Source organism: Type-D symbiont of Plautia stali (assembly GCF_001485335.1).
Classification (GTDB): Bacteria; Pseudomonadota; Gammaproteobacteria; order Enterobacterales; family Enterobacteriaceae; genus Pantoea; species Pantoea vagans_C.
The window spans coordinates 50,910-73,882 of the sequence record NZ_BBOC01000014.1 but is presented as its reverse complement, the minus strand read 5'-3'; the positions used below and the strand labels follow the sequence as shown (position 1 = coordinate 73,882).

22 protein-coding genes and 5 pseudogenes are annotated in these 22,973 nt (G+C 51.9%); 16 read left to right on the top strand and 11 right to left on the bottom strand.

Annotated elements, in window-relative coordinates; genetic code table 11:
• From PSSD_RS06815 to PSSD_RS06805, 3 genes and pseudogenes are all read left to right on the top strand, one after another.
• Positions 1–583, top strand: a pseudogene (locus PSSD_RS06815) (IS3 family transposase); the annotation flags it as partial.
• Between the two features lie 283 nt (positions 584–866).
• Positions 867–1,949, top strand: a complete 1,083-nt coding sequence (locus tag PSSD_RS06810) for an IS110 family RNA-guided transposase (protein ID WP_058970118.1) — start codon at positions 867–869, stop codon at positions 1,947–1,949.
• A gap of 16 nt (positions 1,950–1,965) precedes the next feature.
• Positions 1,966–2,262: pseudogene (locus PSSD_RS06805) on the top strand (IS3 family transposase); the annotation flags it as partial.
• A 62-nt stretch (positions 2,263–2,324) separates the two neighbouring features.
• Here PSSD_RS06805 and PSSD_RS06800 read toward each other — a convergent pair.
• A complete protein-coding gene (locus tag PSSD_RS06800; protein ID WP_235589192.1) occupies positions 2,325–2,663 on the bottom strand; it encodes a hypothetical protein in 339 nt (112 codons plus the stop codon).
• On the opposite strand from PSSD_RS06800, the gene PSSD_RS27955 reads away from it, so the two are divergent.
• Both PSSD_RS27955 and dqlB read left to right on the top strand, forming a co-directional pair.
• The gene (locus PSSD_RS27955) at positions 2,652–2,975 is read left to right on the top strand and encodes a hypothetical protein (protein WP_201023801.1); all 324 of its coding nucleotides are present in this window, start codon (positions 2,652–2,654) and stop codon (positions 2,973–2,975) included. The two genes, PSSD_RS06800 and PSSD_RS27955, sit on opposite strands and share 12 nt — an antisense overlap.
• 513 nt (positions 2,976–3,488) lie before the next feature.
• The gene (gene dqlB, locus PSSD_RS28410) at positions 3,489–3,584 is read left to right on the top strand and encodes a DinQ-like type I toxin DqlB (RefSeq protein ID WP_304949805.1); all 96 of its coding nucleotides are present in this window, start codon (positions 3,489–3,491) and stop codon (positions 3,582–3,584) included.
• 538 nt (positions 3,585–4,122) lie between these two features.
• Here dqlB and PSSD_RS06795 read toward each other — a convergent pair.
• Positions 4,123–4,385 (bottom strand): annotated as a pseudogene (locus PSSD_RS06795) (immunity protein).
• 76 nt (positions 4,386–4,461) lie between these two features.
• On the opposite strand from PSSD_RS06795, the gene PSSD_RS28345 reads away from it, so the two are divergent.
• Positions 4,462–4,578 carry a GNAT family N-acetyltransferase gene (locus PSSD_RS28345; RefSeq protein ID WP_153011415.1) on the top strand — a complete coding sequence of 39 codons (117 nt, stop codon included), beginning with the start codon at positions 4,462–4,464 and terminating at the stop codon, positions 4,576–4,578.
• Between the two features lie 134 nt (positions 4,579–4,712).
• On the opposite strand, the gene PSSD_RS06790 is transcribed toward PSSD_RS28345, so the two are convergent.
• The 4 genes from PSSD_RS06790 to PSSD_RS06775 form a co-directional block, all read right to left on the bottom strand.
• Positions 4,713–4,970, bottom strand: coding sequence for a bacteriocin immunity protein (locus PSSD_RS06790; protein WP_058970112.1), 258 nt, complete (start codon positions 4,968–4,970; stop codon positions 4,713–4,715).
• A 1-nt stretch (position 4,971) separates the two neighbouring features.
• Positions 4,972–7,242 carry a pyocin-S2/colicin E7-DNase domain-containing protein gene (locus PSSD_RS06785; RefSeq protein ID WP_058970110.1) on the bottom strand — a complete coding sequence of 757 codons (2,271 nt, stop codon included), beginning with the start codon at positions 7,240–7,242 and terminating at the stop codon, positions 4,972–4,974.
• Positions 7,243–7,730: 488 nt separating this feature from the next.
• Positions 7,731–7,979 (bottom strand): hypothetical protein, encoded by a 249-nt coding sequence (locus PSSD_RS27945; RefSeq protein WP_064511443.1) that lies wholly within the window; start codon positions 7,977–7,979, stop codon positions 7,731–7,733.
• 225 nt (positions 7,980–8,204) lie between these two features.
• Positions 8,205–8,567 (bottom strand): hypothetical protein, encoded by a 363-nt coding sequence (locus PSSD_RS06775; RefSeq protein ID WP_058970106.1) that lies wholly within the window; start codon positions 8,565–8,567, stop codon positions 8,205–8,207.
• A 472-nt stretch (positions 8,568–9,039) separates the two neighbouring features.
• On the opposite strand from PSSD_RS06775, the gene PSSD_RS06770 reads away from it, so the two are divergent.
• The 9 genes and pseudogenes from PSSD_RS06770 to PSSD_RS06730 all read left to right on the top strand — a co-directional run bounded on the left by PSSD_RS06770 (position 9,040) and on the right by PSSD_RS06730 (position 17,443).
• The gene (locus tag PSSD_RS06770) at positions 9,040–10,041 is read left to right on the top strand and encodes an IS110 family RNA-guided transposase (protein WP_058970104.1); all 1,002 of its coding nucleotides are present in this window, start codon (positions 9,040–9,042) and stop codon (positions 10,039–10,041) included.
• Complete coding sequence (locus tag PSSD_RS28080) at positions 9,971–10,207, top strand: metallophosphoesterase (protein WP_369404262.1); 237 nt, start codon at positions 9,971–9,973, stop codon at positions 10,205–10,207. The genes PSSD_RS06770 and PSSD_RS28080 overlap by 71 nt, the downstream gene beginning before the upstream one ends.
• Positions 10,208–10,278: 71 nt before the next feature.
• Positions 10,279–10,731, top strand: a complete 453-nt coding sequence (locus PSSD_RS06765) for a metallophosphoesterase family protein (RefSeq protein WP_369404261.1) — start codon at positions 10,279–10,281, stop codon at positions 10,729–10,731.
• A gap of 412 nt (positions 10,732–11,143) precedes the next feature.
• Positions 11,144–12,034, top strand: a pseudogene (locus PSSD_RS06760) (IS110 family transposase); the annotation flags it as partial.
• A gap of 902 nt (positions 12,035–12,936) precedes the next feature.
• On the top strand, positions 12,937–13,245 hold the full coding sequence (locus tag PSSD_RS06750; protein WP_064511442.1) for a hypothetical protein: 309 nt from the start codon (positions 12,937–12,939) through the stop codon (positions 13,243–13,245).
• A 41-nt stretch (positions 13,246–13,286) separates the two neighbouring features.
• A complete protein-coding gene (locus tag PSSD_RS06745; RefSeq protein ID WP_058970100.1) occupies positions 13,287–13,487 on the top strand; it encodes a hypothetical protein in 201 nt (66 codons plus the stop codon).
• A gap of 171 nt (positions 13,488–13,658) precedes the next feature.
• Positions 13,659–14,936: an HlyD family secretion protein gene (locus tag PSSD_RS06740; RefSeq protein ID WP_058970098.1), complete on the top strand. Its 1,278-nt coding sequence runs from the start codon at positions 13,659–13,661 to the stop codon at positions 14,934–14,936.
• Positions 14,929–17,031: a peptidase domain-containing ABC transporter gene (locus PSSD_RS06735; protein WP_058970096.1), complete on the top strand. Its 2,103-nt coding sequence runs from the start codon at positions 14,929–14,931 to the stop codon at positions 17,029–17,031. Before PSSD_RS06740 ends, PSSD_RS06735 begins: the two co-directional genes overlap by 8 nt.
• Positions 17,032–17,152: 121 nt before the next feature.
• Positions 17,153–17,443, top strand: coding sequence for a glycosyltransferase family protein (locus PSSD_RS06730; protein WP_058970130.1), 291 nt, complete (start codon positions 17,153–17,155; stop codon positions 17,441–17,443).
• 364 nt (positions 17,444–17,807) lie between these two features.
• On the opposite strand, the pseudogene PSSD_RS06725 reads toward PSSD_RS06730, so the two are convergent.
• Positions 17,808–18,409: pseudogene (locus PSSD_RS06725) on the bottom strand (DUF2913 family protein).
• A gap of 62 nt (positions 18,410–18,471) precedes the next feature.
• Here PSSD_RS06725 and PSSD_RS06715 point away from each other — a divergent pair.
• Positions 18,472–19,169 (top strand): IS1 family transposase gene (locus tag PSSD_RS06715; RefSeq protein WP_201023800.1). Its coding sequence is split into 2 segments (ribosomal slippage): positions 18,472–18,721 and positions 18,721–19,169, totalling 699 coding nucleotides; the frame shifts between segments, so codons are not numbered across the junction.
• A gap of 361 nt (positions 19,170–19,530) precedes the next feature.
• Here the strand turns inward: PSSD_RS06715 and PSSD_RS06710 are convergent.
• The 4 genes from PSSD_RS06710 to tap form a co-directional block, all read right to left on the bottom strand.
• Positions 19,531–19,794: a bacteriocin immunity protein gene (locus PSSD_RS06710; RefSeq protein ID WP_058970092.1), complete on the bottom strand. Its 264-nt coding sequence runs from the start codon at positions 19,792–19,794 to the stop codon at positions 19,531–19,533.
• Position 19,795: 1 nt separating this feature from the next.
• The gene (locus PSSD_RS28075; RefSeq protein WP_235589190.1) at positions 19,796–20,533 is read right to left on the bottom strand and encodes a pyocin-S2/colicin E7-DNase domain-containing protein; all 738 of its coding nucleotides are present in this window, start codon (positions 20,531–20,533) and stop codon (positions 19,796–19,798) included.
• 1,348 nt (positions 20,534–21,881) lie between these two features.
• Positions 21,882–22,748, bottom strand: coding sequence for a plasmid replication initiator RepA (repA, locus tag PSSD_RS06700; protein ID WP_058970089.1), 867 nt, complete (start codon positions 22,746–22,748; stop codon positions 21,882–21,884).
• Positions 22,741–22,812, bottom strand: coding sequence for a RepA leader peptide Tap (gene tap / locus PSSD_RS28425; RefSeq protein WP_369404263.1), 72 nt, complete (start codon positions 22,810–22,812; stop codon positions 22,741–22,743). The genes repA and tap overlap by 8 nt, the downstream gene beginning before the upstream one ends.
• Between the last annotated feature and the right edge of the window lie 161 nt (positions 22,813–22,973).

Below are 22,973 nucleotides of genomic sequence, written 5' to 3'. Positions count from 1 at the left end.
TGTCCGACTGAGGTACGCCTTTATCCGCGACAACAGCCGTTGCTGGCCTGTTCGATTGCTCTGTCGGATTCTGGATGTTCATCCGAGTGGATTTTATTTCTGGCTTCAACAGCCACATTCACAGCGTCACCAGGCAGACCAGATGCTGACCGGGCAGATCAAGCAGTTCTGGCTTGAGTTTGGCTGCGTCTATGGTTATCGCAAGATCCATCTCGATCTGCGTGATACTGGGCAACAGTGTGGAGTGAACCGGGTCTGGCGGCTCATGAGGCGAGCAGGAATAAAAGCTCAGGTTGGGTACCGTAGCCCACGGGTAAGTAAAGGCAAAGCCAGCATCGTAGCACCCAACAGGCTCCAGCGGCAGTTCAATCCAGACTCACCGAATGAGCGTTGGGTGACGGACATAACCTACATCCGAACCCACGAAGGCTGGCTGTATCTGGCCGTGGTGGTTGGCCTGTTCTCCCGAAAAGTTATCGGTTGGTCAATGCAACCTCGTATGACAAAAGAGATTGTCCTGAACGCATTACTAATGGCGGTGTGGAGGCGTAATCCCCAAAAACAGGTACTGGTTCACTCTGATAGTAAGAATGTCGATGTCAGCTTTCACCGTCATGCTTGCTGTTTTGCCTGACCGATGAGATCACTGATGCAGTGAAGGCTTCCCGGTTTCCTGACTCACACTCTGAACGACCAGCAATGTGTCTTTCCCTGGACCCGTCGGTAATCGGGAAGCACTTCATGCGAGGCTTCTCCTCACCGATGCGCGTGACTCAAGAAGGGCCTGACGGCTTGTCTCTTTACTGTCCTGTCCGGGTTATCGTCAGGAGAATTGACGAATAATTTCTGAGGCAGGAAAGCGATCTATGGCAAAGGCAAAAACGGTTCATTCATCATTTGTCGTTGGTGGTGTGGATACGCATAAAGATTTACATGTTGCAGCTGTGGTTGATCAAAATAACCGGATTTTAGGCAGCGAGTTCTTTTCCACAACCCGTCAGGGATACCGACAAATGCTGGCCTGGATGGCTTCTTTCGGAACGGTTGAGCGTATCGGCGTTGAATGCACGGGTTCGTACGGTGCAGGTCTGCTTCGCTATCTTCAGAGTGTCAAAATTGAAGTTCTGGAGGTCACCGCACCAGATAAAATGGAACGTCGTAAGCGGGGTAAAAGCGATACGATCGATGCAGAAAGTGCCGCTCATGCTGCTTTCTCACGCATACGCACTGTCACACCAAAAACGCGTAGCGGAATGATTGAAGCGCTGCGTGTCCTGAAAGTCTGCCGCAAAACAGCTGTTGCGGCACGACGTATTGCACTTCAAATGATCCAGATGAATATTGTCTCTGCTCCGGACGAGCTCCGTGACCAGATACGTCATCTCACAAGGATGCATTTGATCCGTACTCTGGCTTCGTGGCGGCCTGATGTTACTGCATATCGTCATGTTCAGGATGCCTACCGTATTGCCCTGAAATCGCTGGCCCGCAGATATCTTGAGCTCCATGATGAAATAGCCGATTTGGATGTCATGATAACGTCAATAGTTGATGAGCTGGCGCCTGAGCTTATCAAACGTAAAGCGGTGGGATATGAATGTGCTTCGCAGTTGTTGATCACTGCGGGTGATAATCCTCAGCGTCTAAACTCTGAGTCTGGCTTTGCCGCGCTATGTGGCGTCAGCCCTGTCCCGGTATCTTCCGGAAAGACAAACCGGCACCGGCTTAATCGCGGCGGTGATCGCGCAGCCAATAGTGCCCTGCATATTATCGCGATCGGTCGATTACGGACGGACGTGAAAACACAGGAATATGTGGCAAAGCGGGTAGCAGAGGGCCACTCGAAAATGGAAGCACTGCGTTGCCTCAAGCGTTATATCTCGCGTGAAGTCTATACGCTGCTGCGAAATCAAAATCGACAGATCAACAGTACCCAAATAATGACTTGACTCTTAGAAGGGCGTCCAGGGCGGTCAATACACGAGCCATGAGTGGCAGTCGTTCCTGAAATCACACGGTCTGGAAGGTAGCATGAGTCGTCGTGGTAACTGCCATGACAACGCGGTTGCGGAAAGCTTTTTCCAGCTACTGAAACTCGAACGGATTAAGAAAAAGATCTACGGAACGAGAGACGAAGCCAGAAGCGATATTTTTGATTACATCGAAATGTTTTATAACAGTAAGCGTCGGCATGGTTCGAGCGAGAAGATGCCACCGGTTGAATATGAAAACCTATATTATCAACGGATCAGAAGTGTCTAGATTACCCGTGGCGATTCATACATCTTTTACACTTTCATTTTTTACAATATCTTTTAGTGACATTACTTTTCTCCTCTAGAAGCATCTTTTAGTTCCTGTTCTTCTTCGGCTTTTATGGCCTCATCAGTGTAAAGTGGCTGTACCTCTTCATTAATCTTATAATCCTCCAGAGCCGCAGTATGCGTATTATTCCACACCTCATTTTGTTCAGCTTCGCTCCGGGGAATCTTTCCGTCTTTTATACCCAGATTCCGATATCGCTCCAGTTCCCTGATTTCATGAGTATAAAAGCGTCTGTCGGTCTCGGTTACCTGTAGTTCACCAGAAAGAATCTTTTCCAGACGATCTATCATCACTAAATTTGGCTGAGATGATTCAAGGCGCCCAGTATGCAGCCTCACCTTATCCACGCCTTCCCGGTCAATGGCGGCGGTCCTCCAGTCCAGCGCCTGAACGGGGCCACCCGCTTTATCCGTATTGTACTCGCGTCCGCTGTATTTACCCTTGGTGTACAGGTTGAGACTCTTTACTATCAGACAGAGATCAATGCGGAAATGCTTATTGAGGTAGCTAAAGAAAAAGTCGAACTATCAGGAAAAACGGGAAAGCATGGGCACAAGGTGCCGTGCCTTTTTTCGGCAAAGAGCTCGTTGACGCAGTTACGAGAGATAACCCAGAAGAGATTGAAAGGAACGCAATCAATGCAGCTATAGCAGCGTGGTTGTGTGACTCTGAATTTGAAGGAGTGACAGCTGAGCAATTTGAAGCATCAGACCTGGATTTCAGCCTCCATCCGACTGGAATGGTGGTTTATAACCGTAAGTGGAACGGTTAAGAATCCATGTCGCTGATACCTGTGTGAACGTACAAAAATGAAATCAGAGACACAAAAAAGCCCGACTGGTGAGATCGGGCTTTTTTGTTTTGCCCCAGCAAGAGGCGGGAACGGCCAAAACAATTGACAGTTAAAGGATACGTCTAATGAGACCTAAATGCAAATGGCATGAAATAGGGTATAATGCGCGAGTCAATCTGTAGTTGCTCTCACTCCTGTATCTCTCGCGAAAGCGACATGAACGGATTCAAGTCCTGGTTGAAAAACAGGTGGTGCTGTTTCAATGCCCTGGCAGGAGTGGGAGCGGCCAAAACAATTGACGTTAGGTAACCGCTGTGACAGGCAATGTAAGGGCAATCGGCGGTGTTCCTGCTCTGTATGGAGCAAACGGATGATTAATGTGTTAATCGTTGTTCTGCGAGCGGTAATGGCGGTGTCTAAAGCTGTGATTGCGGTTCTGGAGCTGATCCGCCAGTTCATTGATTAATGAACCCGGAAACGTAGCTAAAGGCGGGGGGATCACTCCCCGCCTTTTAATATCCATTAGTAGCAGGGGCTGGTTCCGCAGGAATCTTCGGCAAGCCCAGCGCAGGATGTGACAATCAGTGACGCACCTTTCCATTCAGATTTTCTGACTAAGATTTTTCTTCTGCGTTATTTACATAACCTACTGTTTTAAATAACTTCATTTGCCGAAAAAGAGTAGCTGCAGTAAGCTGGCCAACTGCTGCCGGCGACGCGATCTACCTTGATATTTTTCATTATAAGGGGGTTGAGGGCCAATGGAACGAGATCGTACGTTAGTGGCATAACTTTCTGATATATCGGAACATAATGGATATTGAAAAACGCCCTCAAAACGGTGTCTTTTTTAATCGAAAATTGGCATTTAACGGACAGGCTTGTCTATAAATCGATTTTTAAGACGATAATTTCCCTCTTACCGTACGTTTTCGTACGGTTGGCCTTCAAATCCCTCATTCCGCAGATGCAAAAAAGGCCGCCTGTGGCGGCCCTTGCTCTGCCTATTCAATACCGTATTTTTTTCGGTCACAAAGGCCGGTTCCTTCCAGTTCGGGCCTTTGACTGGAAGAGGTTTTCCTGATTTAAGTAATTTACCTTCATTAAATAATCGTTGATGTGTTTTTAGTAGTTTTCCGGAAGAAACAACATCAAATTTATATGTAACATACATTCTGTCTATAATTAGAAAAGGTGTTCGCGGAGAAAAATGCAACAGCACATCTTCCACACTTTCGTTCTGGTAAATACCCATAAGATCTAACATTATCGTCCTTCCTGCTCTTCAGCCTTGCGGTACGCTTCTTCTGCCTCTGGCGTATATATGAGTTCATTTTTTTCATATAGCAGGCAAGGTTGAAGACACATGGCTGTACATTGCTGAAATTCATATGCATCCGGAATGGCAGAGCCATGGGATCGGCAGACTGCTTCTGCAGAGAATTATTCATACTGGGTAACAACGCGGTCTGGCTGGTGCCACGCTGATAACAGACACGATGGTCGCTTTTAATGCCAGATTTTATGTTTGCAACAGTGCCGAAAAAAGGTCGCCCGCAGCGGCGCGGGGGCGACCTGATTCGTTCAGGGCGATTTAGCTTTTAAAGCCGGGTTTGCCGTTGGCCGCTCGCCATTCTTTAACTTCTTTAACAACACCCTCCGGGCTATCTTCGCGCCCTTCTGGAGGATAAAAAATCACATCAGAGCCATCTGGATGTTCTGTAATTCTCTCGAATTCCAATACATTTTTTACATCTTCATCTTCAGTTGTATTATCAGGATGAAATATTTTTTTTACGAAAGCCAAGAATTCAGCCTCCGTGTAATCAGAAAAAATTCTTTTATCAGCCATATTACTTACCACCATTATTTCTGTGTACTTCAATATGCAGTTTTGGAGTCATGACACGCAGATTGTTAACATCATAGACTGCGCCTCCTTCACTTATAGGTTTTACGTGATGTAATTCGTGTTTAATACGTCCACCAACACGATCTTTTTTCCTAACAAACGACGATTTACCTAACTTCATACTTCCTAAACTACCTTCCCTGAATTGCTTACTCAGTTCTGGATCTTTTTCCACTTCTGTCCAGAATGCTTTACGAAACGCATCAAAATTAGCAAACTCACGCCCCCGAAGCTTGTCAGCAATCTGTTCCGGAACGGGTGCGCCATTTCCTGACACTGCGGCATTAAGCCAGTCGTCGCCGACGCTTTCACCCTCACCACTTACCGTGCCCGGCAATTCGCGGGGGCTGATGAACATGACGTACACGGGCTCCACGCCGGTGCCGGCGGCGTCCGGCTGCCAGTAGATAAAGTCCTGCAGGTCCGGGTATTCACCTTCCGGCAGCGTCGTGACCGTCAGGCTCTCCGGCGCCGTGACGTCAGTCCCGGTGTGGGCCGGGGTGACGGGCGCGGGCGCCTGCCCCCCGGTGTCAGACGGGGCGGCCGGCGGCGGGGCCGGATTGATGAGGACGGTTCGCTCCGGTGCGCCCGCCACGGCGGGCACCGTGATGCGGTCCAGCCCGGTGGCCGCATCGCGCACCGCTTTCAGCACCGGCACGGTGGCGGACAGGCCGGCGCCGGGTTTCAGCAGTTGCAGCGCCGGCTGCCCCCCGCTCAGCGTCAGCTTACCGCGCGCGGCCAGGCCGGCTGACGTCGCGGCCGGGTCAATCGCCGCCCCCTCCGGCGTCAGGAGCCGGGCGGGGATGGCCAGCGCAACAGGCACCCGGGCGCTGCCCTCGCCGGCCTTCGCCGGCCAGAGGCCGGCAATCACTGCCGCCAGCCCTGCTCCGGCGGCTCCCGACAGCGCGGCCAGGCCGCGGGACACGGCGCCCGTCAGGGCTTCCCCCGAGGCCGCACTCCAGGTGCCGCTGCCGGCGTAGGCCAGCTGCACGGCGCCGGGGGCGCGGTTCAGGGCAATGGAGTCCGCCGCGCTCAGGGCCGCGGTGCCGGCGGCGGCGGACTCCGGGCTCCAGGAAGGTGCAGCCTCCACCCCCGCGCGGCTGAAAAGCGCGTCGCGGTCAGCGGCCGCCTGTACCGCCCTGGCGTTGTCCTCCGCCGCTTTCCTGGCCTCCTCTTTCTGCTGATGTTCCGTCTGCGCCTGCGACAGCGCGTTATTTGCCGCATTCAGAGCGGATTCAGCGGCGGCCCTTGCCTGAGTGGCCGCATCCAGCTCTGCCTGGCGCGCCTGCGTTGCCTGCTGAGCGGCGCCCCAGGCCTGATACGCCGCCTGCCAGCCATGGAACTGTGGCGTTGAGGGAGGGGAGCCTGCGCCTCCGGAAAGCTTCTGCTCTTCCTGGCGCGCACTCTCCTGTGCCGCCGCGGCCTGGTCATATTCCCCCTGTTTCTGAGAAACTGCCGCTGAGGCATCGTTCAGCGCAGTCTGCGCACTCTGCTGCTGCGCTGACGCCTCATTTTCCCGCTGTACGGCCTGCTGCAGCTGGTCTTCTGCTTCCCTGAGCTTACGTGCGGCGGCCGCTACCGGGTCCCTGGCGTCCGCCTCTTCCTGCTCCTTTCTGGCCGCTTCTTCTGCCTGACGGGCAGCCTCCGCTTCATCGGCCTGCTTCTGTCTGACCCTGTCAATCAGCGCCAGCTCGGCTTTCGCCTCAGCCGTCAGCCGCCGCGCGGTCGCGGGGCGCGCTCCTGACTGGCCGCTGTTTGCCGCTGTTTCATTCCGGGCGATAATATCGTTCAGCTCTCTGATGCGGTTGTCTGAGGTATCTCCGCGGAAGGTCACGATGACGTGACCGCCTCTGAGAGGACCTGCAACATCCGCCCCGTCTGTGCCACCGCCCTCCGGGGCCGCATCTGTCCCTTCCGGAGGCGCGCCAAGGTTAACGCCGTAGGCGTCTCCGCCGACGAGGCTGGATATGCCGATGACCTCGCCGTCCGCATTCAGAAAATAGCCGGTGAAGTCTTCGGGGCTGAGCCCCAGAGAAGCCGCCTGCGCATCACCGGCCTGTTTTGAAACGGCCGTCTGCTTATTACCGCCTCCGCCGCCGTTACCGCTGCTGTCTGAGCCGTTGCCCCCACCGTTGCCGCGTGGGCTTTCCGACCCGGGGTCGGTGGAGGGGCCGTTTACCGTCATTGAACCCTGATCGTTGCCTTCACTCATGGAATCTCCCTGTCGGGTGTTAAGTTCACAAAAAAGCTGTACATACAACCAGCACTGAAACCCTGCCATCTGACGTGCAGAATGTCAGGAAATGAGACGAATTATCCTTTGAGCATGCTGGCAGCCGGACGGCGAGCCGTGCACAGCCGGCCCTGTAAATGCCGCATCAGCGGCACGGGGGCGCCAGAAACTGTTAAGGGTTGCCGCCTGAAAAGGGGAAATATCCGACGCCAGGACGTTTTGCACCATGTGGTGTCAGCCGCGCGTAACGCGCGGTATTTTCCTGATGCTGGCTTAAGATTATTACGCGGGGATGAAGGACTTCCAAGGTTCCGGGGCATCGATACCGTTAAGGTGAACCATGTGGCACCCGGTCAGCAGTAAGGTGGATAACATTCACAATCAGGGCGGGGAACTGATAGAGCCTGTCACAGACGATAATGGCTGAACTCCTGGAACCACCGGAGGCAACAGCTGTGACAGACGTTTCAGTCTGACTCCTCATCCACTTCTTCGTCCGGCTCGCCGCGCAGTTGCTCGATGGCGAACAGCAGCGAGGAGGGATATTCTTCTCTTTTCTCGATCACGGCGCCCAGCAGTCTCATCAGTTCGATGGTTAGTCGCTCACGGTTGATTTCTCCCCCATCGCTGGCGAGTTTCAGGCAACACATGCCGGCCACAAAGCAGGCATCGTGATAAATGTCCTCGTCGGTTTCATATTCATCAGTGCTCATCATGACTCCTGCTGACGCTGTATCCGATAATGAATACATGCTTACAGTGAAACAGGCGTACCAAAAAGGGGATCCCGCAGCCTGAGAAAACTGAATCTCAGGTTACCATCGCCGTGGGCGTAATAAGTACAAATTTCGTACAGGCAATGATTATTGCAGGTCAGGGATGAAGCCCGGTTCCCGACCTGTCAGTCGGGGCTGCAACACACCGCTGCGGATTTGAACTCGTTATTCCGTCGTATAAAACTTGGGCTCCCTGAGCACTTCACTGACGTCATCCAGCAGCTGCCTCAGGGCAATTTTTCCGGGGAGTTTACCCATGGTTTTCCCGTCACAGGACGTCCGGGCAGCTCTGGCGGCGAAGTCCATGAAGCGTTTGTCCTCCCATAGCTGACCAATCATCATCATGTTAACGCTAATCTGCAGGCTGGCACTGACGTCATACTCGTCGCCGGGGCTGAAGATACTCTCCAGCTCCGCCCGTGCGTCCTCGTTCATCCGGCTGAAATCCTGATCGCGATACCACACCATGCACTGTTTTATTCCGGCCCCCATCAGCTGCGCAAATTCTGCTTCTTCGTTGTCGGTCATACATCCTCAGAGGTATTCATAAAATCTGCAGGCCACAGTACATGCTGCCCACATTCTTAAAACAACATTGTAGTTCAGCTAGTCTTGGCAGGATATCGGAACAGACAGGCGGGCGAGCAGTGCGCAGCCTGCCCCTGAATGCCGCGTTGGCGGCATGGAGGCGCCAGAAACCGTTAAGGACGGCTCTTTGCTATCGGGCGCCGTTAACCCGGCAGAGCCGGTTACAGAGCGTTATTTTCGTGCAAGGCCAACCCCCTCCCTTGTATCTAACATAACGTGGTGATTAGCTACCATCACACGAAACAGAGTGAGCCAGCCCCCTCCCTGAGGACGATTTCTGATCCTGTCTGGCAGCTTACGGCCCTCTGTTTCACCTTTCACGCCAGCACATTTTGTTGAACGGTTACCGGGAGCACGACTCCGTATGTACAAGGCGAACAGGCGTGACTGTCACTGTGAGAGGAGAATGATGATGTTTCCTGTAGGCATAGACGTAAGTAAAGACACCCTTGTTCTCTGCATACTTTATGACGATATAAAGGTTCGTATTCGAACAAAAAAGATCAAAAATGACCGCAGCGCGGCGGCTAATATTTTTCGCTGGCTGCGTCTGCAGCACTGCGGCCCCGGTGACGTTCATCTGATTATGGAAGCGACTGGCGTTTACCACGAACGCCTTGCATTCTCACTGCATGAGGCAGGAGGATACGTTTCGCTGACCAACCCTCACCGCAGCCGGGATTTTGCCCGGGGCATGGGCATTCTGACTAAAACGGACAAAGTGGATGCTTACATGCTGGCCTGCTATGCATTACTGAAAAAGCCCCAGCGCTGGCTGCCGCCCTCAGATGAAGTCCGGTACCTCAGCGCGCTTATCCGCCGGCGTGACGCGTTGCTGAGCGACGCAGTGCGTGAAGAAAACCGGCTGGAAAAATACCAGAGTACGCATACGCCACCTGACGTTATCAGCTCGTGCCTGCGCATGGTCAGAATCCTCCGGGAAGAGGTGAAAGCCACTGAGCAGCTGATTAAAACGCACATTAAAGCACACGAATCGCTGCAACAAGACTATGACCTTCTGACTTCTATCCCGGCAGTGGGTCCTCAGCTGGGCATCAACATGCTGATCGTTTTGCGGAGCCATGATTTCGAGTCAGCAGGCCAGATTGCCGCCTTTATGGGCGTGGCACCTATTGAAAAACGATCGGGGACGTCCGTGCGCGGTAAAGCCAGGATGTCTAAAATCGGACCACCTCAGCTGCGGGCAAAATTGTATATGGCGGCGATCTGTGCCAGACGCTGTAATAAGAGGATGCGCATCTTCTATGAAGAGCTTTTACTGCGGGGTAAGCCCAGAATAGTGGCAATCGGGGCAGTGATGCGAAAGCTGGTTCACTGGTGCTATGGCGTACTTAACTCCGGAAAAATTTTCGGTTCTGATGCTGAGTTCACTGCCGGTACCGACTCATCATGAGGTATTCATGCTGATAGCACAGATAACAGATATCCACGCAGCTCCCGATAATGATCACCTTCAGCGCCTGGAGCAGGTGCTGGCGTGGCTTGAACAGGTGGGGCCGGACATAATGGTTCTGAGTGGTGACCTGACAGACGGGGCTGGGATGAGGGATACGAACTGATAGCTGCGAAGCTGGTAGCACAGTCTTACCCCACCCTGATTCTGCCCGGTAATTCAGACGTTAGGGGCTGTATGCGAAAGACGTGGGGTAACGAACGCTGGTTGCCTGACTCACCGGGGGAGTTGCTGCACTTCAGTTACAACACCGGAGGAATATGTCTGGCGGGAGTGGACTCAACCGTCAGCGAACAGAGCTACGGAACAGTTTCGGGACGTATGGGATGGCTGGAAAAGCAACTTGGCGAGGCTGATGAGGCTCCGGTTCTGCTGTTTCTTCACCATCACATTTATCCTTCCGGGATACCCATTCTTGATGAAACAATATGCAGGGGACTGAATGAGTTGGAAGAGCTGATAAGAAGATATCCTGACAAGATACTGGCTGTTTCTTCAGGACACGTTCACCGCCCTGTCGCTGGCAACTTTGCGAGGATCCCGGCACATATCTGTGGTTCGGTCTGCCCTGCCAATCCATTATGGTTTGGGTCGGTAAGTGTTCCGCCCGTGCGTGAAACCCAATGTTGATGATTCACCGTTATGAGCAGCGGCAACTTAGCAGCCATCATGTCTGTATCTGACAATACATAATTATCCGTAAAATGGGATCTACGACATTAACCATGGACTCTGTCTCTAAGCAGTCCGGGTTAATATCAACATCGCCCTTGATCAAGGATAGCGTTGCATCGCCCCGTTAAGCTCATAGCGAAATATAGACTTTCATACCCTGAAAATTACGCTATTAGATGATTCAGGGTATGCGCTTGCTGGTTACGAATATTGAGCGAGAATCATGCGATGATCACCGCTTTTCTTTCGAGCCAGTAAGTGCTCCACGTTCGTTAACGAATATTCAGGGCATGCAGACAAACTGCTGACTATATTTCTTTCGAAGAATGTGGAATGCATACCAATCCCCGATGAAAAGGAGTTGGTGATGACTGCGATAAATCAGTTTGCTGCTCATATTGGCCTCGATTGGGCAGATAAAAAGCACGATGTCTGCGTACAGTTTAACAATGGTGAACGAGTTTTCCATGTCATTGAACATACGCCAGAAGCACTTGATACCTGGCTGAAAGCGTTGCACAAAAAAGTGAAAGGCAGGATCGCAGTCGCTATTGAGCTTAAGAAAGGCCCAGTGGTTTTCGCGCTACAAAAATACCCGTTTATCACTGTTTTTCCTGTTCATGCGTTATCACTTGCTCGCTACAGGCAAACCTTTTGGCCCAGTGGGGCAAAAGACGACCCACAGGATGCAGAGCTGGCGCTGGAACTAATGCTGCGTTATCCCAAAAAAATCAGAGCCATTGAGCCGGACAATGCGGATATTCGATTACTTCAACAGTTGGTTGAACAGCGTCGGCAACTCATTGAAGACAAACGCCGCTTTGTGAACAGGTTAATCAACACTCTCAAACAATATTACCCTCAACTTCTGGAATGGTTCTCACATCGGGGTAGCTTACTACTGTGTGAACTGATTATAAGATGGCCTAGTCTGCAACAACTGAAGCGTGCCAGGCGTGACACTGTTCGCAACTTTCTTAATGCCAAAGGTGGCCGTGCAACAGCCCTTACCGGGCAGCGTGTTGCGAGTATCGATGATGCGATCCCGTTGACCACAGACCCGAGTGTTATCGAGGCTAATGCTTTGATGGCAACAGCACTGGCGACACAAATTAAAGTGGTGAGTGAAATCATCAAAACCTACGATGAACGAATCGAAACACTGTTTAATACCTTGCCAGATGCAGGTCTGTTTAAATCACTTCCGGGCATGGGGCCATGTATGGGCCCGCGTATGCTCGCTGCTCTTGGCGACAACCCATTCTGGATACAGAACAGTGGAAAATACGCAGGCTGGTGATTGGCCTGTCGGGGTGCGATCGCTGGGTAATCCCGATTATCCATAAGTTCAGCGAGCGTTATCCCGACATCGCTCTTAAGCTTACAGCGTCAGGCTTCAGCGCGTGCTGTACTGATGTATCCATTGTATGTAATCAAGACGCAGCAGTGCATGACGTCACCACGGTCGGCGCTTTCAGATTCGAATCTTTACATGTCAGGCGGCCTGAATTTACGCCGGTATGGGAAATGCCCGCCAGCAAGGAAGGTATGCGCGTTATCAGAACTGCAAATGAGGAACAGACACGCTCTGACGTTGGTCGTCATGGCCGTCACGCTCTCATAGAAACCGTTTCACTCGACATGGCCTATGGGCTAGCGTTCAGGAGTCCTGAACAGTTCACAATGCAGCATATGCTATGATGCAAAGGTGTATACGGTGTCTTTAGGGCGTTACTGATGTGTTATCATCGCCTGAATATCAGCGCAGTATTTAATGCCCCCGGCGATCATTAATTAGCTTGCTATAAATATTAACCACAGAATTTAAGTTAATTAACAAACCTCAGAGCGTTAATAAAAAAGCTCAGTTTTAAAACTCAGCACAAATGTGATCTATATCGCAATTGTGTTTTTTATTTACGAAAAAGAAAGAATCATTAACTCGAGCTGATGAAGCTAAAGGTGTCAATAAAATAAGGTGCAAGCCACTGAAATTAAATGTAAAAAACGCAGTTATTCAATGGGTATAATGTTTCATTGCTTATGATTATCTCGATAAAATTAATAAAACCTTCATAATTTTCGCATTTTAAATGCACTTTGTTTACGATACTTTACGAATGCCAATTAAAGGCAGGTTAACAAATAAGGATATCAAATATGAGAACGCTTACATTGCAGGAAATGGAACAGGTTTCCGGTGCAGGAAACTATTCTGATAAGCACGGTCCCGGTACCAGCAGCGGCAGTAAAAATAGCGGCAGCACCTCATCCAGCTCTTATGTAGTAGGCTGTAATAACGGCATTATTGGCGGCATGGTTGCGGGTGCCGCCGGCGGCGTAGTAGGACTGGGACTTGGCCTTGCCGGCGGAGCCATCGCGGGTGGTTGCTTCAACGGAAGCTCATCGTCAAATAATGGCAGCAACAACAGTAATGCTGGCAACATTGGTGGACAGTGCACCTGGTAGTCACATTCCCGGCAGCAATGCCGGGAAATTAGGAGTTAATAATGCACAAAGTAATTAGCGGCTTGGTCATTTTTGTTTGCATCCTTTTGGCTGCCTCTCTTTTAAAAGGCGCGGGTGTCGGGTTTGAAAGCTGGTATGCGGCCCCGCAGGGTATTTCTCAAATCCTTGTGATCGTTCTTACCATGCTGGGTTTAGTGAAAGCAGCACTTTATTTGTTACAACTTTTCTTTAGAAAAAATTAACTCTACTTCAGGCTTCAATTAATTTTAAATTCATTTTTCTGCCAGAAACCACTCGCGTTGCTGGCAGAATTAAATAACCATTAGACACAGGAATAATCAGTCAGGTTTCTGAACTCTGATGCTTATCCGCTCGAGTATTATGATTGCAAGACCCGACATGGAACGAACTAAATGTACAGAAAGGAATCAATTGAAAATCGCCGCCATTGCTGGCGCGGTCGCGCACTTCTCCTTCCGGGCGTCCCCTTCTGGGTTGTTGCATCATCCAGCCTATTTTTTTTTGCGAGTTTCCTTACCTTTATTATTGAAGGCACCTATACGCGAAGAGTCAGCGTGTCAGGTGAGATAGCTACCTATCCAAGGCCTGCAAACGTTTACTCCTCTGTGCAGGGCATTGTCACCGACCGGTTTGTCACTGAAGGACAGGAAATAACGTCGGGTTCCCCGGTCTATCAGATTGACGTCAGTAAAAGTACGGTCAAGGGAGTTGTCAGCGATAATCAGCGTAAAGATATCGAAGACCAGATACAGCGCGTTACAGAGATAATTTCCCGACTGAACGCCAGTAAAAGAAACACGCTTAATATGCTGGGAAAGCAGAAGGAGTTATATAGCGCGGCGCTGGTTCGTTCAACTGAAATTATTCAGCGGGCAAAGGAAGGCATTAGCTTAATGAAAAGGAATATGGACAGTTATCAGAGCTATCAGACGAAAGGCCTCATTACTAAGGACCAGCTATCAAATCACGTGGCGCTGTACTATCAGCAACAAAATAATCTGCTGGGATTACTGGGTCAGAACGAACAGAACACTTTGCAAATTACGGCGCTGAACAACCAGATTCAGGTGCAGGCTGCAGATTATGATAATCAGATCCATCAGATGGAATTACAGCGATTTGAGTTGCACAAAGAGCTGGCCGGTATTGATGCCAGCGGAACGATCGTTGTCAGAGCGCTTTCAGACGGATATGTGAACTCACTGAGCGTCACCCTTGGTCAAATGGTCAGTCCGGGAGACAGTCTGTTTCAGGTAATGCCGAAAAAAATTGACCGTTATGATCTCGTGACGTGGGTACCCAATGACGCTATTCCTTATCTCAGCCGCGGAGAAAAGGTAAACATTCGCTATGAGGCGTTCCCGTCTGAAAAATTTGGCCAATTTGCCGGCTCAATCTCCATTATTTCGAAAACGCCTGCGTCTCACCAGGAAATGCTGACCTACCAGGGTGCTCCCAGCGCCGCAAATCTGGCAGCGGCTATTCCTTATTACAAAGTCATCGTAAACCCGGCGAGTCTGATCATTCCCTACGGTGAGAAACACCTAGGTCTCGAAAATGGAATGAAAGCACAGACCACGCTTTTCCTTGAAAAGCGGAGAATATACCAGTGGATGCTTTCACCTTTTTATGACATGAAACACAGCGCGACCGGACCGGTAAATGATTAGAAACTCCCTCAGAATGTTGATTTCCCGGCTAGATCTGGGCCTTCGTCGTCGTGTTCCACTCATCCATCAGACTGAATCTTCTGAATGTGGCCTCGCCTGCTTGGCCATGATCTGCGGGCACTACGGTAAGAACGTGGACATGGCCACCCTGCGTCGGGAGTTTAACCTGTCTGCTCGGGGAGCGGCCTTGACTGCGCTGACGGGGATGGCGACACAGCTCGGACTGACAACGCGGCCCCTTACGCTCGATCTAAACGAACTTAAAGCGCTCAGGCTGCCCTGCATGCTGCACTGGGAGTTTAATCACTATGTCGTCCTAGTTGAAGCCGGACGGGATAGTGTGTTGATACACGATCCGGCGCAGGGAAGACGTGAGGTAAGCATGAACGAGGTGTCAAAATTTTTCACTGGCATAGCGCTCGAGGTCTGGCCTGACAGTACCTTTACCACGGGAGAATCCGCTAACCGATTCAGTTTCAGAACGCTAGCTGGCAGCGTACATGGCCTCAGAAAAACGCTGGGGAAAATTCTGTGTCTCTCACTTGTCATTGAAACTATCAGCCTGGTGGTGCCAGTGGGTACCCAGCTGGTAATGGATCATGCGATACCTGCCCAAGACCTTGGACTACTGACGCTAATCTGCTGCGGCCTGATTTTCTTTATACTGCTGCGTATGCTGTTTAGCCTGTTCAGAGGCTGGACATCACTGATTATGTCTGCGTCAATCAATGTCCAGTGGCAGTCAGGCCTCGTCTCTCACCTCATGTATCTGCCACTGGGATACTTTGAGCGACGTAAACTCGGTGATATCCAGTCACGCTTCGGCTCACTTGATGAGCTTCGCAGTACGTTCACAACAAGCATCGTCGGCGCCATCATCGACAGCATGATGGTGCTGGGAGTATTGTGCATGATGATCCTTTACGGTGGCTGGCTGACATGGGTTGTTATCGCGTTTACTGGCATGTACGTGCTTATTCGCTTACTTACCTACACTTATTACCGGCAGCTGACGGAAGAGTCATTGATCAAAAATGCCCGGGCCGGTTCATATTTTATGGAAACACTATACGGTATCTCCACGATAAAAATTCAGGGCATGGCAGAGTTGCGGATTGTCAGGTGGCTTAACCTCAAAGTTGACGCCATCAACACGTCCATTCGCGTGACTAAATTAGATATGCTGCTTGGAGGTGTGAGCGGTCTGGTCGCGGCTTTTGATCAGGTCATCATTTTGTGGCTGGGCGCCAGTCTTGTGATTGCTAATCAGATGACTATTGGAATGTTTGTCGCCTTTGGTGCTTTCCGTGGTCAGTTTACCGACCGCGTCGGTTCCCTGATAAGTTTCCTGCTCCAGATGCGTATGATGAGCCTTCATAATGAGCGCGTGGCTGATATTGCCCTTCATCCCAGAGAGCCGCGTAAAGCAGATTTGGTGGCATTTCCGACTGCAGAACCGGCCTCCCTGTCGGTGAAATCATTAACCTATAGCTTCGACACTCATACCCAGCCTGTGTTTCATAATCTGAGTATGAGCATTGCTGCGGGAGAAAGCGTCGCGATAACAGGACCATCTGGATCGGGTAAAACAACGCTGATAAAGGTGCTTTGCGGACTTTTTCTTCCTGACGATGGTACGGTTGAAATAAATGGCGTTGATATTCTGCAGCTGGGTATCAATAACTATCAGAAATACATCGCGTGCGTGATGCAGGACGATAGACTGTTTTCGGGATCAATCAGGGAGAATATCTGCAGTTTCTCTGAAAACGCAGATGAAGACTGGATGCTGGAGTGTGCCAGAACAAGCTATCTGCATGAGTTCATCATGCAGCTCCCAATGCGTTACGAAACCATGATTGGAGAACTGGGTGAAGGCCTATCCGGTGGTCAAAAGCAGCGCCTATTTATTGCCAGGGCTTTATACAAAAGACCGAAGATTCTGTTTATGGATGAGGCAACAAGCGCGCTTGACGCTGAAAGCGAAAACCAAGTAAATCAGGCGATAAAGAAGCTACGAATCACCAGAATTATTATTGCGCACAGAGAGAGTACAATCTTGTCGGCAGAAAGGGTTGTTACGCTATCGAAATGATTTTGGTACAAAGCCTGTAGTGACAGGCTCTTTTACTGCAGAAATGAAATGCCATAGCTTCAACCTTAAGAGGCAAGCTCAGTTGTGCCTCTATAATAAAAGTGCACACAAAGGTATTGAAATGATTGATTTTGATGAAATGGTAAAAAATGAAACTATGGCTGATGTTATTTTGTTTTTAGTCAGCCGTGGTGAAAATGGCATAGCATACCCTTCCATAGACCGATTTTTTGGCAGGCATAAAGCTGACGAGAAATATCCATCTTGGAATATTAAGCTAATTCAAGAAACAAGAGCGCTTGAAGAAAGTGGAGAAGTTTTCAGTGCTAAAACTTATGGTTGTGGATGCAAGAAAGGACCTAACTGGAAAGAGCCGGCCTTTGTGACCGAAAAAAAATACGGAATAGAATAGGCAGAGCAAGGGCCGCCACAGGCGGCCTTTTTTGCATCTGCGGAATGAGAGATTTGAAGGCCAACCGTAAGAAAACGTACGGTAAGAGAAAAATTATCGTCTTGAAAATCGATTTATAGACAACACTGTCCGTTAAATACCAACTTTCGATTAAAAAAGACACCGTTTTGAGGGCGCTTTTCAATATCCATAATATTCGGATATATCAGAAAGTTATGCCACTAACGTACGATCTCGTTCCATTGGCCCTCACCCCCCTTATTCTGCTTACGCGGGTGTTATCGGCCGGCCGCCCTGAAACCTGAACCGGCGCGTAGGTTCACTGTAGCCTGTAACGTCCGTGACCATTCCGGCCGTCAGCGCATCACCCTGCGCTGAATCCGTCCGCGAGCAGGTGGTGCAGATGCTCATCAGCCCCTCCCGCTGCCTCCCGGCGCCACCCCGATCGCTGCAGCAGCTTATCGAGCGCGGGAAGCTCGCCGGTGATGCGCGCGGGCAGGGGGATGCGCTGACGGCCGTGCTCGTCAAAGCCGGCGTCAAGTGCTTTACGGTTCAGGTAGATGCCCGATACCGAGGGGCTCAGGCGCAGCTGCCGGCGGCCGCTCCACTCGCTCTCAGCCAGCACCATATAAATCCACCCGGTCAGCTTTACCGCGTGCAGGGCGTGCTGCAGCCGGAACAGGTCGTTCTGCGCCTGCAATGGCCACTGCTGGCGCGCCACAGGTAGTCGAGCTTGCCGGGGAGGTCGGCGCGCAGGCCCTTTTCCCGCCCTTCTTTCAGCAGCCAGCTGATGTCGCTGGCAAGCGACCGGGGAAACCGGCGCTGCTTTTCGGCGGTGGCCAGCCAGCGGGTCAGAAACAGGTTGTCCTGCGCGGGCGAGGTCGCAATACCGTCCTGCCGGGCGGTATTCAGCGCAATCAGCCCGCACCAGGCGAGGTGACTGACGTTCAGGTTGTCGTTATCCATAAGCCGGGTAATGCATCTAACTTTCTGATTTATTGTATGATGGTGGTTTTTGAGGTGCTCCGGTGGCTTCCATTTCTATCAGCTGTCCTTCCTGCTCCGCTACTGAAGGCGTGGTGCGTAACGGTAAAAGCACCGCCGGACATCAGCGCTACCTCTGCTCTCACTGCCGTAAAACATGGCAGCTACAGTTCACTTACGCCGCCTCTCAACCCGGTACGCACCAGAAAATCATTGATATGGCTATGAATGGCGTCGGGTGCCGCGCCAGTGCACGCATTATGGGCGTTGGACTCAATACGATTTTACGGCACTTAAAAAACTCAGGCCGCGGTCGGTAACCTCACGCATACAGCCGGGCAGTGACGTCATCGTCTGCGCTGAAATGGACGAACAGTGGGGCTACGTCGGGTCTAAATTACGCCAGCGCTGGCTGTTTTACGCGTATGACAGGATACGCAGGAAGGTTGTTGCCCACGTCTTCGGTGAACGCACGATGGCCACGCTGGAGCGTCTCCTGAGCCTGCTGTCGGCCTTTGACGTGGTGGTATGGATGACGGACGGATGGCCGTTGTATGAATCACGTCTGAAGGGAAAGCTGCACATTATCAGTAAACGTTACACGCAGCACATTGAGCGGCATAACCTGAATCTGAGGCAGCATCTGGCAAGGCTGGGCAGGAAGTCACTGTCGTTCTCAAAGTCGGTGGAACTGCATGACAAGGTCATAGGGCATTATCTGAACATAAAACACTATCAGTAAGTTGGAGTCATTACCCTTTCATCATACCTCTCATGAGTCCTCACCAGAATAGAATGCAGATGCAGGTAAGCAATTTATCATTAATTGTGTGTTGTAGATTCACGGCCTTAAATCTGGACGATCATTCGCACTCTGTGCAGCTGTGAGTGCTTTCCTGGTTTTTCTTGTTAAAGCCAGTTTCAGGCTACTTTTGATTTATTCAACAAAGCCCCTAAATTCCGGTAACGCTCGAGCTCTCTGATTTCATGAGTGTAGTAGCGCTTGTCGGTATCAGTGTACTGCAACTCTCTCCGAGTTTAAGACAGGCCAGATACGGAAAAGGCCGCCCGTAGGCGACCCATTTCGTTCGGGGGGGGGTAATTTAGCTTTTAAAGCCTGGTTTCCCGTTGGCTGCGCGCCATTCTTTGACTTCTTTGACTTCTTTGACTACACCTTCCGGGCTATCTTCCCTGCTATCATCCGGATAATAGATAAGATCAGATCCGGATGGATGTTCACATAGTCTTTTGAACTCGAGAATATTCTTTATATCCTCTTCCTCAGTCGTATTTTGCACATTAAAAATTCTTTTAACGAATGCTAAAAATTCAGCTTCGGTATAATCAGAAATCGTTTTCTTTTCCATCTCACTTACTCCCTTTATGGATCTCAATATGGCGTTTCGGGGTAGTTACGCGAATATTATCAATATCATATACGCTACCATTATCTTTGATTGGTTTAACGTGGTGTAATTCATATTTAACACGCCCACCAACCTGCTCCGAATCTCTAGGCACAAGGGATTTACCAGCTTGAATATTACCAACGTTCCCCGGCTTGAACTGCTTAAGCAACTCAGGATCCTTCCCCACTTCGGTCCAGAACGCATTACGGAACTCCCTGAAGCTGGAAAAATCCTTCCCGTGTAGCTTATCCGCAATCTGTTTTGGGATGGGTGCGCCATCGCCTGATGCGGCGGCATTCAGCCAGCCCTCCCCTACGTCCTGCCCTTCTCCGCTGACTGTACCGGGCAGGTCGCGCGGACTCATGAACATGACGTACACCGGCTGGACGCCGGCGCTGCTCCAGAGCGCATTCCGGCTGGCCTCCGCCTGAACCGCCCTGACGTTTTCCTCCGCGGCCTGCCGGGCCTGCTCTTTCTGCTGGCGCTCAGCCTGCGCCTGCGATAGAGCTTCATTCGCCGCGTTCAGCGCCGATTCGGCGTCGGTTTTAGCCTGCACGGCCGCGTTCAGCTCGCCCTGTCGCGCCTGAGTGGCTTGCTGCGCGGCGCCCCATGCATGATAGGCGGTTTGCCACCCCTGAAACTGCGGCGTGGAGAGCGAGGAGCCCGAGCCGCCGGACAGCGCCTGCTTCTGCGTCACGGCCTCTGACGCCGCGTTCAGGGCATTCTACGCCGCCTGCTGCTGTGATGATGCCTCACTTTCACGCTGCGCGGCCTGCTGAAGAGCGGCATCTGCTTCCTGCTGCTGACGGGCCGCCCCCGCCACCGGGTCTGCCGCGTCCGCTTCAGCTTGCTTTCTTGCCGCTTCTTCTGCCTCTGCTGCTCTGCCTGCTGATGCTGCTCCAGCGCCTGGTTAACGTCCGCGGTGATCTGCGGAATATTTTCCGCAAACCGGATCTTATTAGCGTTATCGACCTCGGAATAGGTTGTATGACCGTTCTGCCCCCCTGACTCATGCTCAAATCCTGCGCACAGGTTGTCAAGCAAACGCGGATGAGAATCATATTACTGTGTGGCGGGACGAACCGGCAGGGATTTCTGGCGGGCGAGCAGTGCGCAGCCTGTCCTGTGAATGCCGCGTGAGCGGCATGGAGGCGCCAGAAACCGTTAAGGACGGGTCGTATGCCATCGGGCGCCGTTAACCCGGCAGAGCCGGTTACAGAGCGTTATGTTCGTGCAAGCCCAACCACCCCCTGCCAGACGCCGTTTAAGCAGCGGCCTTTCAGGCGCGAATAAGCCGGATGGTCGCAGACGAAAGATACGAACCGCGGGCCTCAGTTCAACAGCCATTTCTGACTTTAAGTACAACATCCATCATTAAAGCGACTCTGTTCCGGCCCTCCGGGCCGGGGTGGCGGCGCTTTTCAGGTGGGTTTCGCTTGGTGGTCATATTCACGCGAGTGTGATGGCACATTTGTCCGCTGTTTCTGCTGAGAGGATGAAGCCGGGCATTTTGCCCGCCGCTTCTGGCGGGAGCTACCTCAGACGCGAAGCGTCGTATCCGGACCGGCGCGGACGTGAGTCCGCTGCAAGGGCGGGCGTTATTCACCTGTCCACAGGACGGGTGCCGAACAGGTTTTATCTTTAAAGGTAAGTAATAACAGTTCTTTAAAAGAAAGGAGATCGGGTTTTTAAACGGATCATCGCGGTTTGTAAAAATCCCGTTCAGTGGTTAAGACGCTGTCCGGACAGAAGATAAATGTCATACCCTCTCGCGGTTAATGTGGATAACTCAGAAACGGGGCGTGAAGACGTCAGCGCAGTGAAATAGTGTGCGCCCGATCGCATTCCGGGAGCAGGTCTAAGGGGCTGATGTGGATGAGTTTTGTGCGAAAGGCGTTCTGCAGGCGTGGGGAGGCCTCCGGCGCAAACCGGATAGCTGGATTCCAGGCAGGGGAAGAGAAAAGCCGGCTTCGGGTGCCGGGCAGCAGGCAGGGGTCATCCGGCGCGCATGCGCCAGCGTTTTAGGGGGAATGCCGCAACGGCCGTCAGGTCGTGACCAGCAGGTCGTCTCCGAGCCGCGCGTAATGGCCACGCGACAGCTTCATGCGCTCGGTGACGCGATGCTCTATCTCCGTGCGTACCGCATCGAGGCTGCCAAAGAAGCGACCGTTGCGGATTTCTTTCTGCAGCTGCAGGCGGACCAGCTGCTCGATGTCCTTGCGCGTACGCGGCGCGTCCTTGCGCGCGCGGTGGCGCTTCATGCCGTGCTCACGGCGAGACTTCTGGTACTCGCGGAAACGTTCGCGGACGAATGACCAGGCGGCGCTGATGAGCTCGCCGGCGTCAGCGCGCGGCAGGCCCTTCTTCTCGCGGCGGCGGTTTTCCCACTCGATGCGGCTGCGGCGCGCGGCCGCAACGGCCTCCTCGGACACGTCCAGCACCTGCCACATCAGCGGCGTAAAGGTGATGTCCGTCGGGATGTTACAGCCAATTTCTTTGTCGTATTCGGTGTTGTAGGTGAGGAGCTTCAGCTGGGCCAGGAACTGCACGGCGCCGGTAAAGCGGGTAATGGAGAGGCGTTTTTTCTCCGTGGCCAGCCCGCAGCGGATGCTCATGGTGGTGAGCGAGGCGCCTACGCGGTTGGCCAGCGGGTTAAAGTAGTGGCAGAGCGCCTGCAGCGAAGCTTCAAGGGCGCGCATGCGCAGCTCCGGCGGACGGCGGCGGCGTTCGCCGCGGGCGATCGACATCGCAACCAGCGTCTGGAACTCGACGCGCTGCGTGAAGCCTGCCGCCTTCTCACGAATTTTTTCGCAGAACGGCAGGGTCTTCTTTCCTTTCTCAGGAATAAATTCCGGATTCGGATTCTTTACCTGCCGGTAAAATGAAGTGTTTTCAGATACCTGTTCAGTCACGCCTTCCTGCGCTTATGTTGCACAGAAGGAGTAGGCACCGAGGGTATTGCAGTTTTTCGGGCATGAATCTATACTCCCCGCATAGAGCAACAGCTTCTATGCAGAATAAGTGGGCCCCGTTAGTCTTCTCCTGAGTCGCCAAACCTAGGAAGATTATCGGGGTTTCGTTTTTTCTGGCCTCAACTAATCAGTCAGTACCAGACTTCTGCCACCTTTCGGCGTGGC

Excerpts from the sequence above, each read along its gene's own strand:
- PSSD_RS06735 (WP_058970096.1), top strand. The coding sequence starts at position 14,929 with ATGATTAGAAACTCCCTCAGAATGTTGATTTCCCGGCTAGATCTGGGC.
- PSSD_RS06730 (WP_058970130.1), top strand. The coding sequence starts at position 17,153 with ATGATTGATTTTGATGAAATGGTAAAAAATGAAACTATGGCTGATGTT.
- PSSD_RS27955 (WP_201023801.1), top strand. The coding sequence starts at position 2,652 with ATGCAGCCTCACCTTATCCACGCCTTCCCGGTCAATGGCGGCGGTCCT.
- PSSD_RS06745 (WP_058970100.1), top strand. The coding sequence starts at position 13,287 with ATGCACAAAGTAATTAGCGGCTTGGTCATTTTTGTTTGCATCCTTTTG.
- PSSD_RS27945 (WP_064511443.1), bottom strand. The coding sequence starts at position 7,979 with ATGATGAGCACTGATGAATATGAAACCGACGAGGACATTTATCACGAT.
- PSSD_RS06775 (WP_058970106.1), bottom strand. The coding sequence starts at position 8,567 with ATGACCGACAACGAAGAAGCAGAATTTGCGCAGCTGATGGGGGCCGGA.
- PSSD_RS06790 (WP_058970112.1), bottom strand. The coding sequence starts at position 4,970 with ATGGCTGATAAAAGAATTTTTTCTGATTACACGGAGGCTGAATTCTTG.
- PSSD_RS06765 (WP_369404261.1), top strand. The coding sequence starts at position 10,279 with ATGCGAAAGACGTGGGGTAACGAACGCTGGTTGCCTGACTCACCGGGG.
- PSSD_RS06810 (WP_058970118.1), top strand. The coding sequence starts at position 867 with ATGGCAAAGGCAAAAACGGTTCATTCATCATTTGTCGTTGGTGGTGTG.
- PSSD_RS06710 (WP_058970092.1), bottom strand. The coding sequence starts at position 19,794 with ATGGAAAAGAAAACGATTTCTGATTATACCGAAGCTGAATTTTTAGCA.
- PSSD_RS06750 (WP_064511442.1), top strand. The coding sequence starts at position 12,937 with ATGAGAACGCTTACATTGCAGGAAATGGAACAGGTTTCCGGTGCAGGA.
- PSSD_RS06740 (WP_058970098.1), top strand. The coding sequence starts at position 13,659 with ATGTACAGAAAGGAATCAATTGAAAATCGCCGCCATTGCTGGCGCGGT.
- PSSD_RS06785 (WP_058970110.1), bottom strand. The coding sequence starts at position 7,242 with ATGAGTGAAGGCAACGATCAGGGTTCAATGACGGTAAACGGCCCCTCC.
- PSSD_RS28080 (WP_369404262.1), top strand. The coding sequence starts at position 9,971 with ATGGCGTACTTAACTCCGGAAAAATTTTCGGTTCTGATGCTGAGTTCA.
- PSSD_RS06770 (WP_058970104.1), top strand. The coding sequence starts at position 9,040 with ATGTTTCCTGTAGGCATAGACGTAAGTAAAGACACCCTTGTTCTCTGC.
- dqlB (WP_304949805.1), top strand. The coding sequence starts at position 3,489 with ATGATTAATGTGTTAATCGTTGTTCTGCGAGCGGTAATGGCGGTGTCT.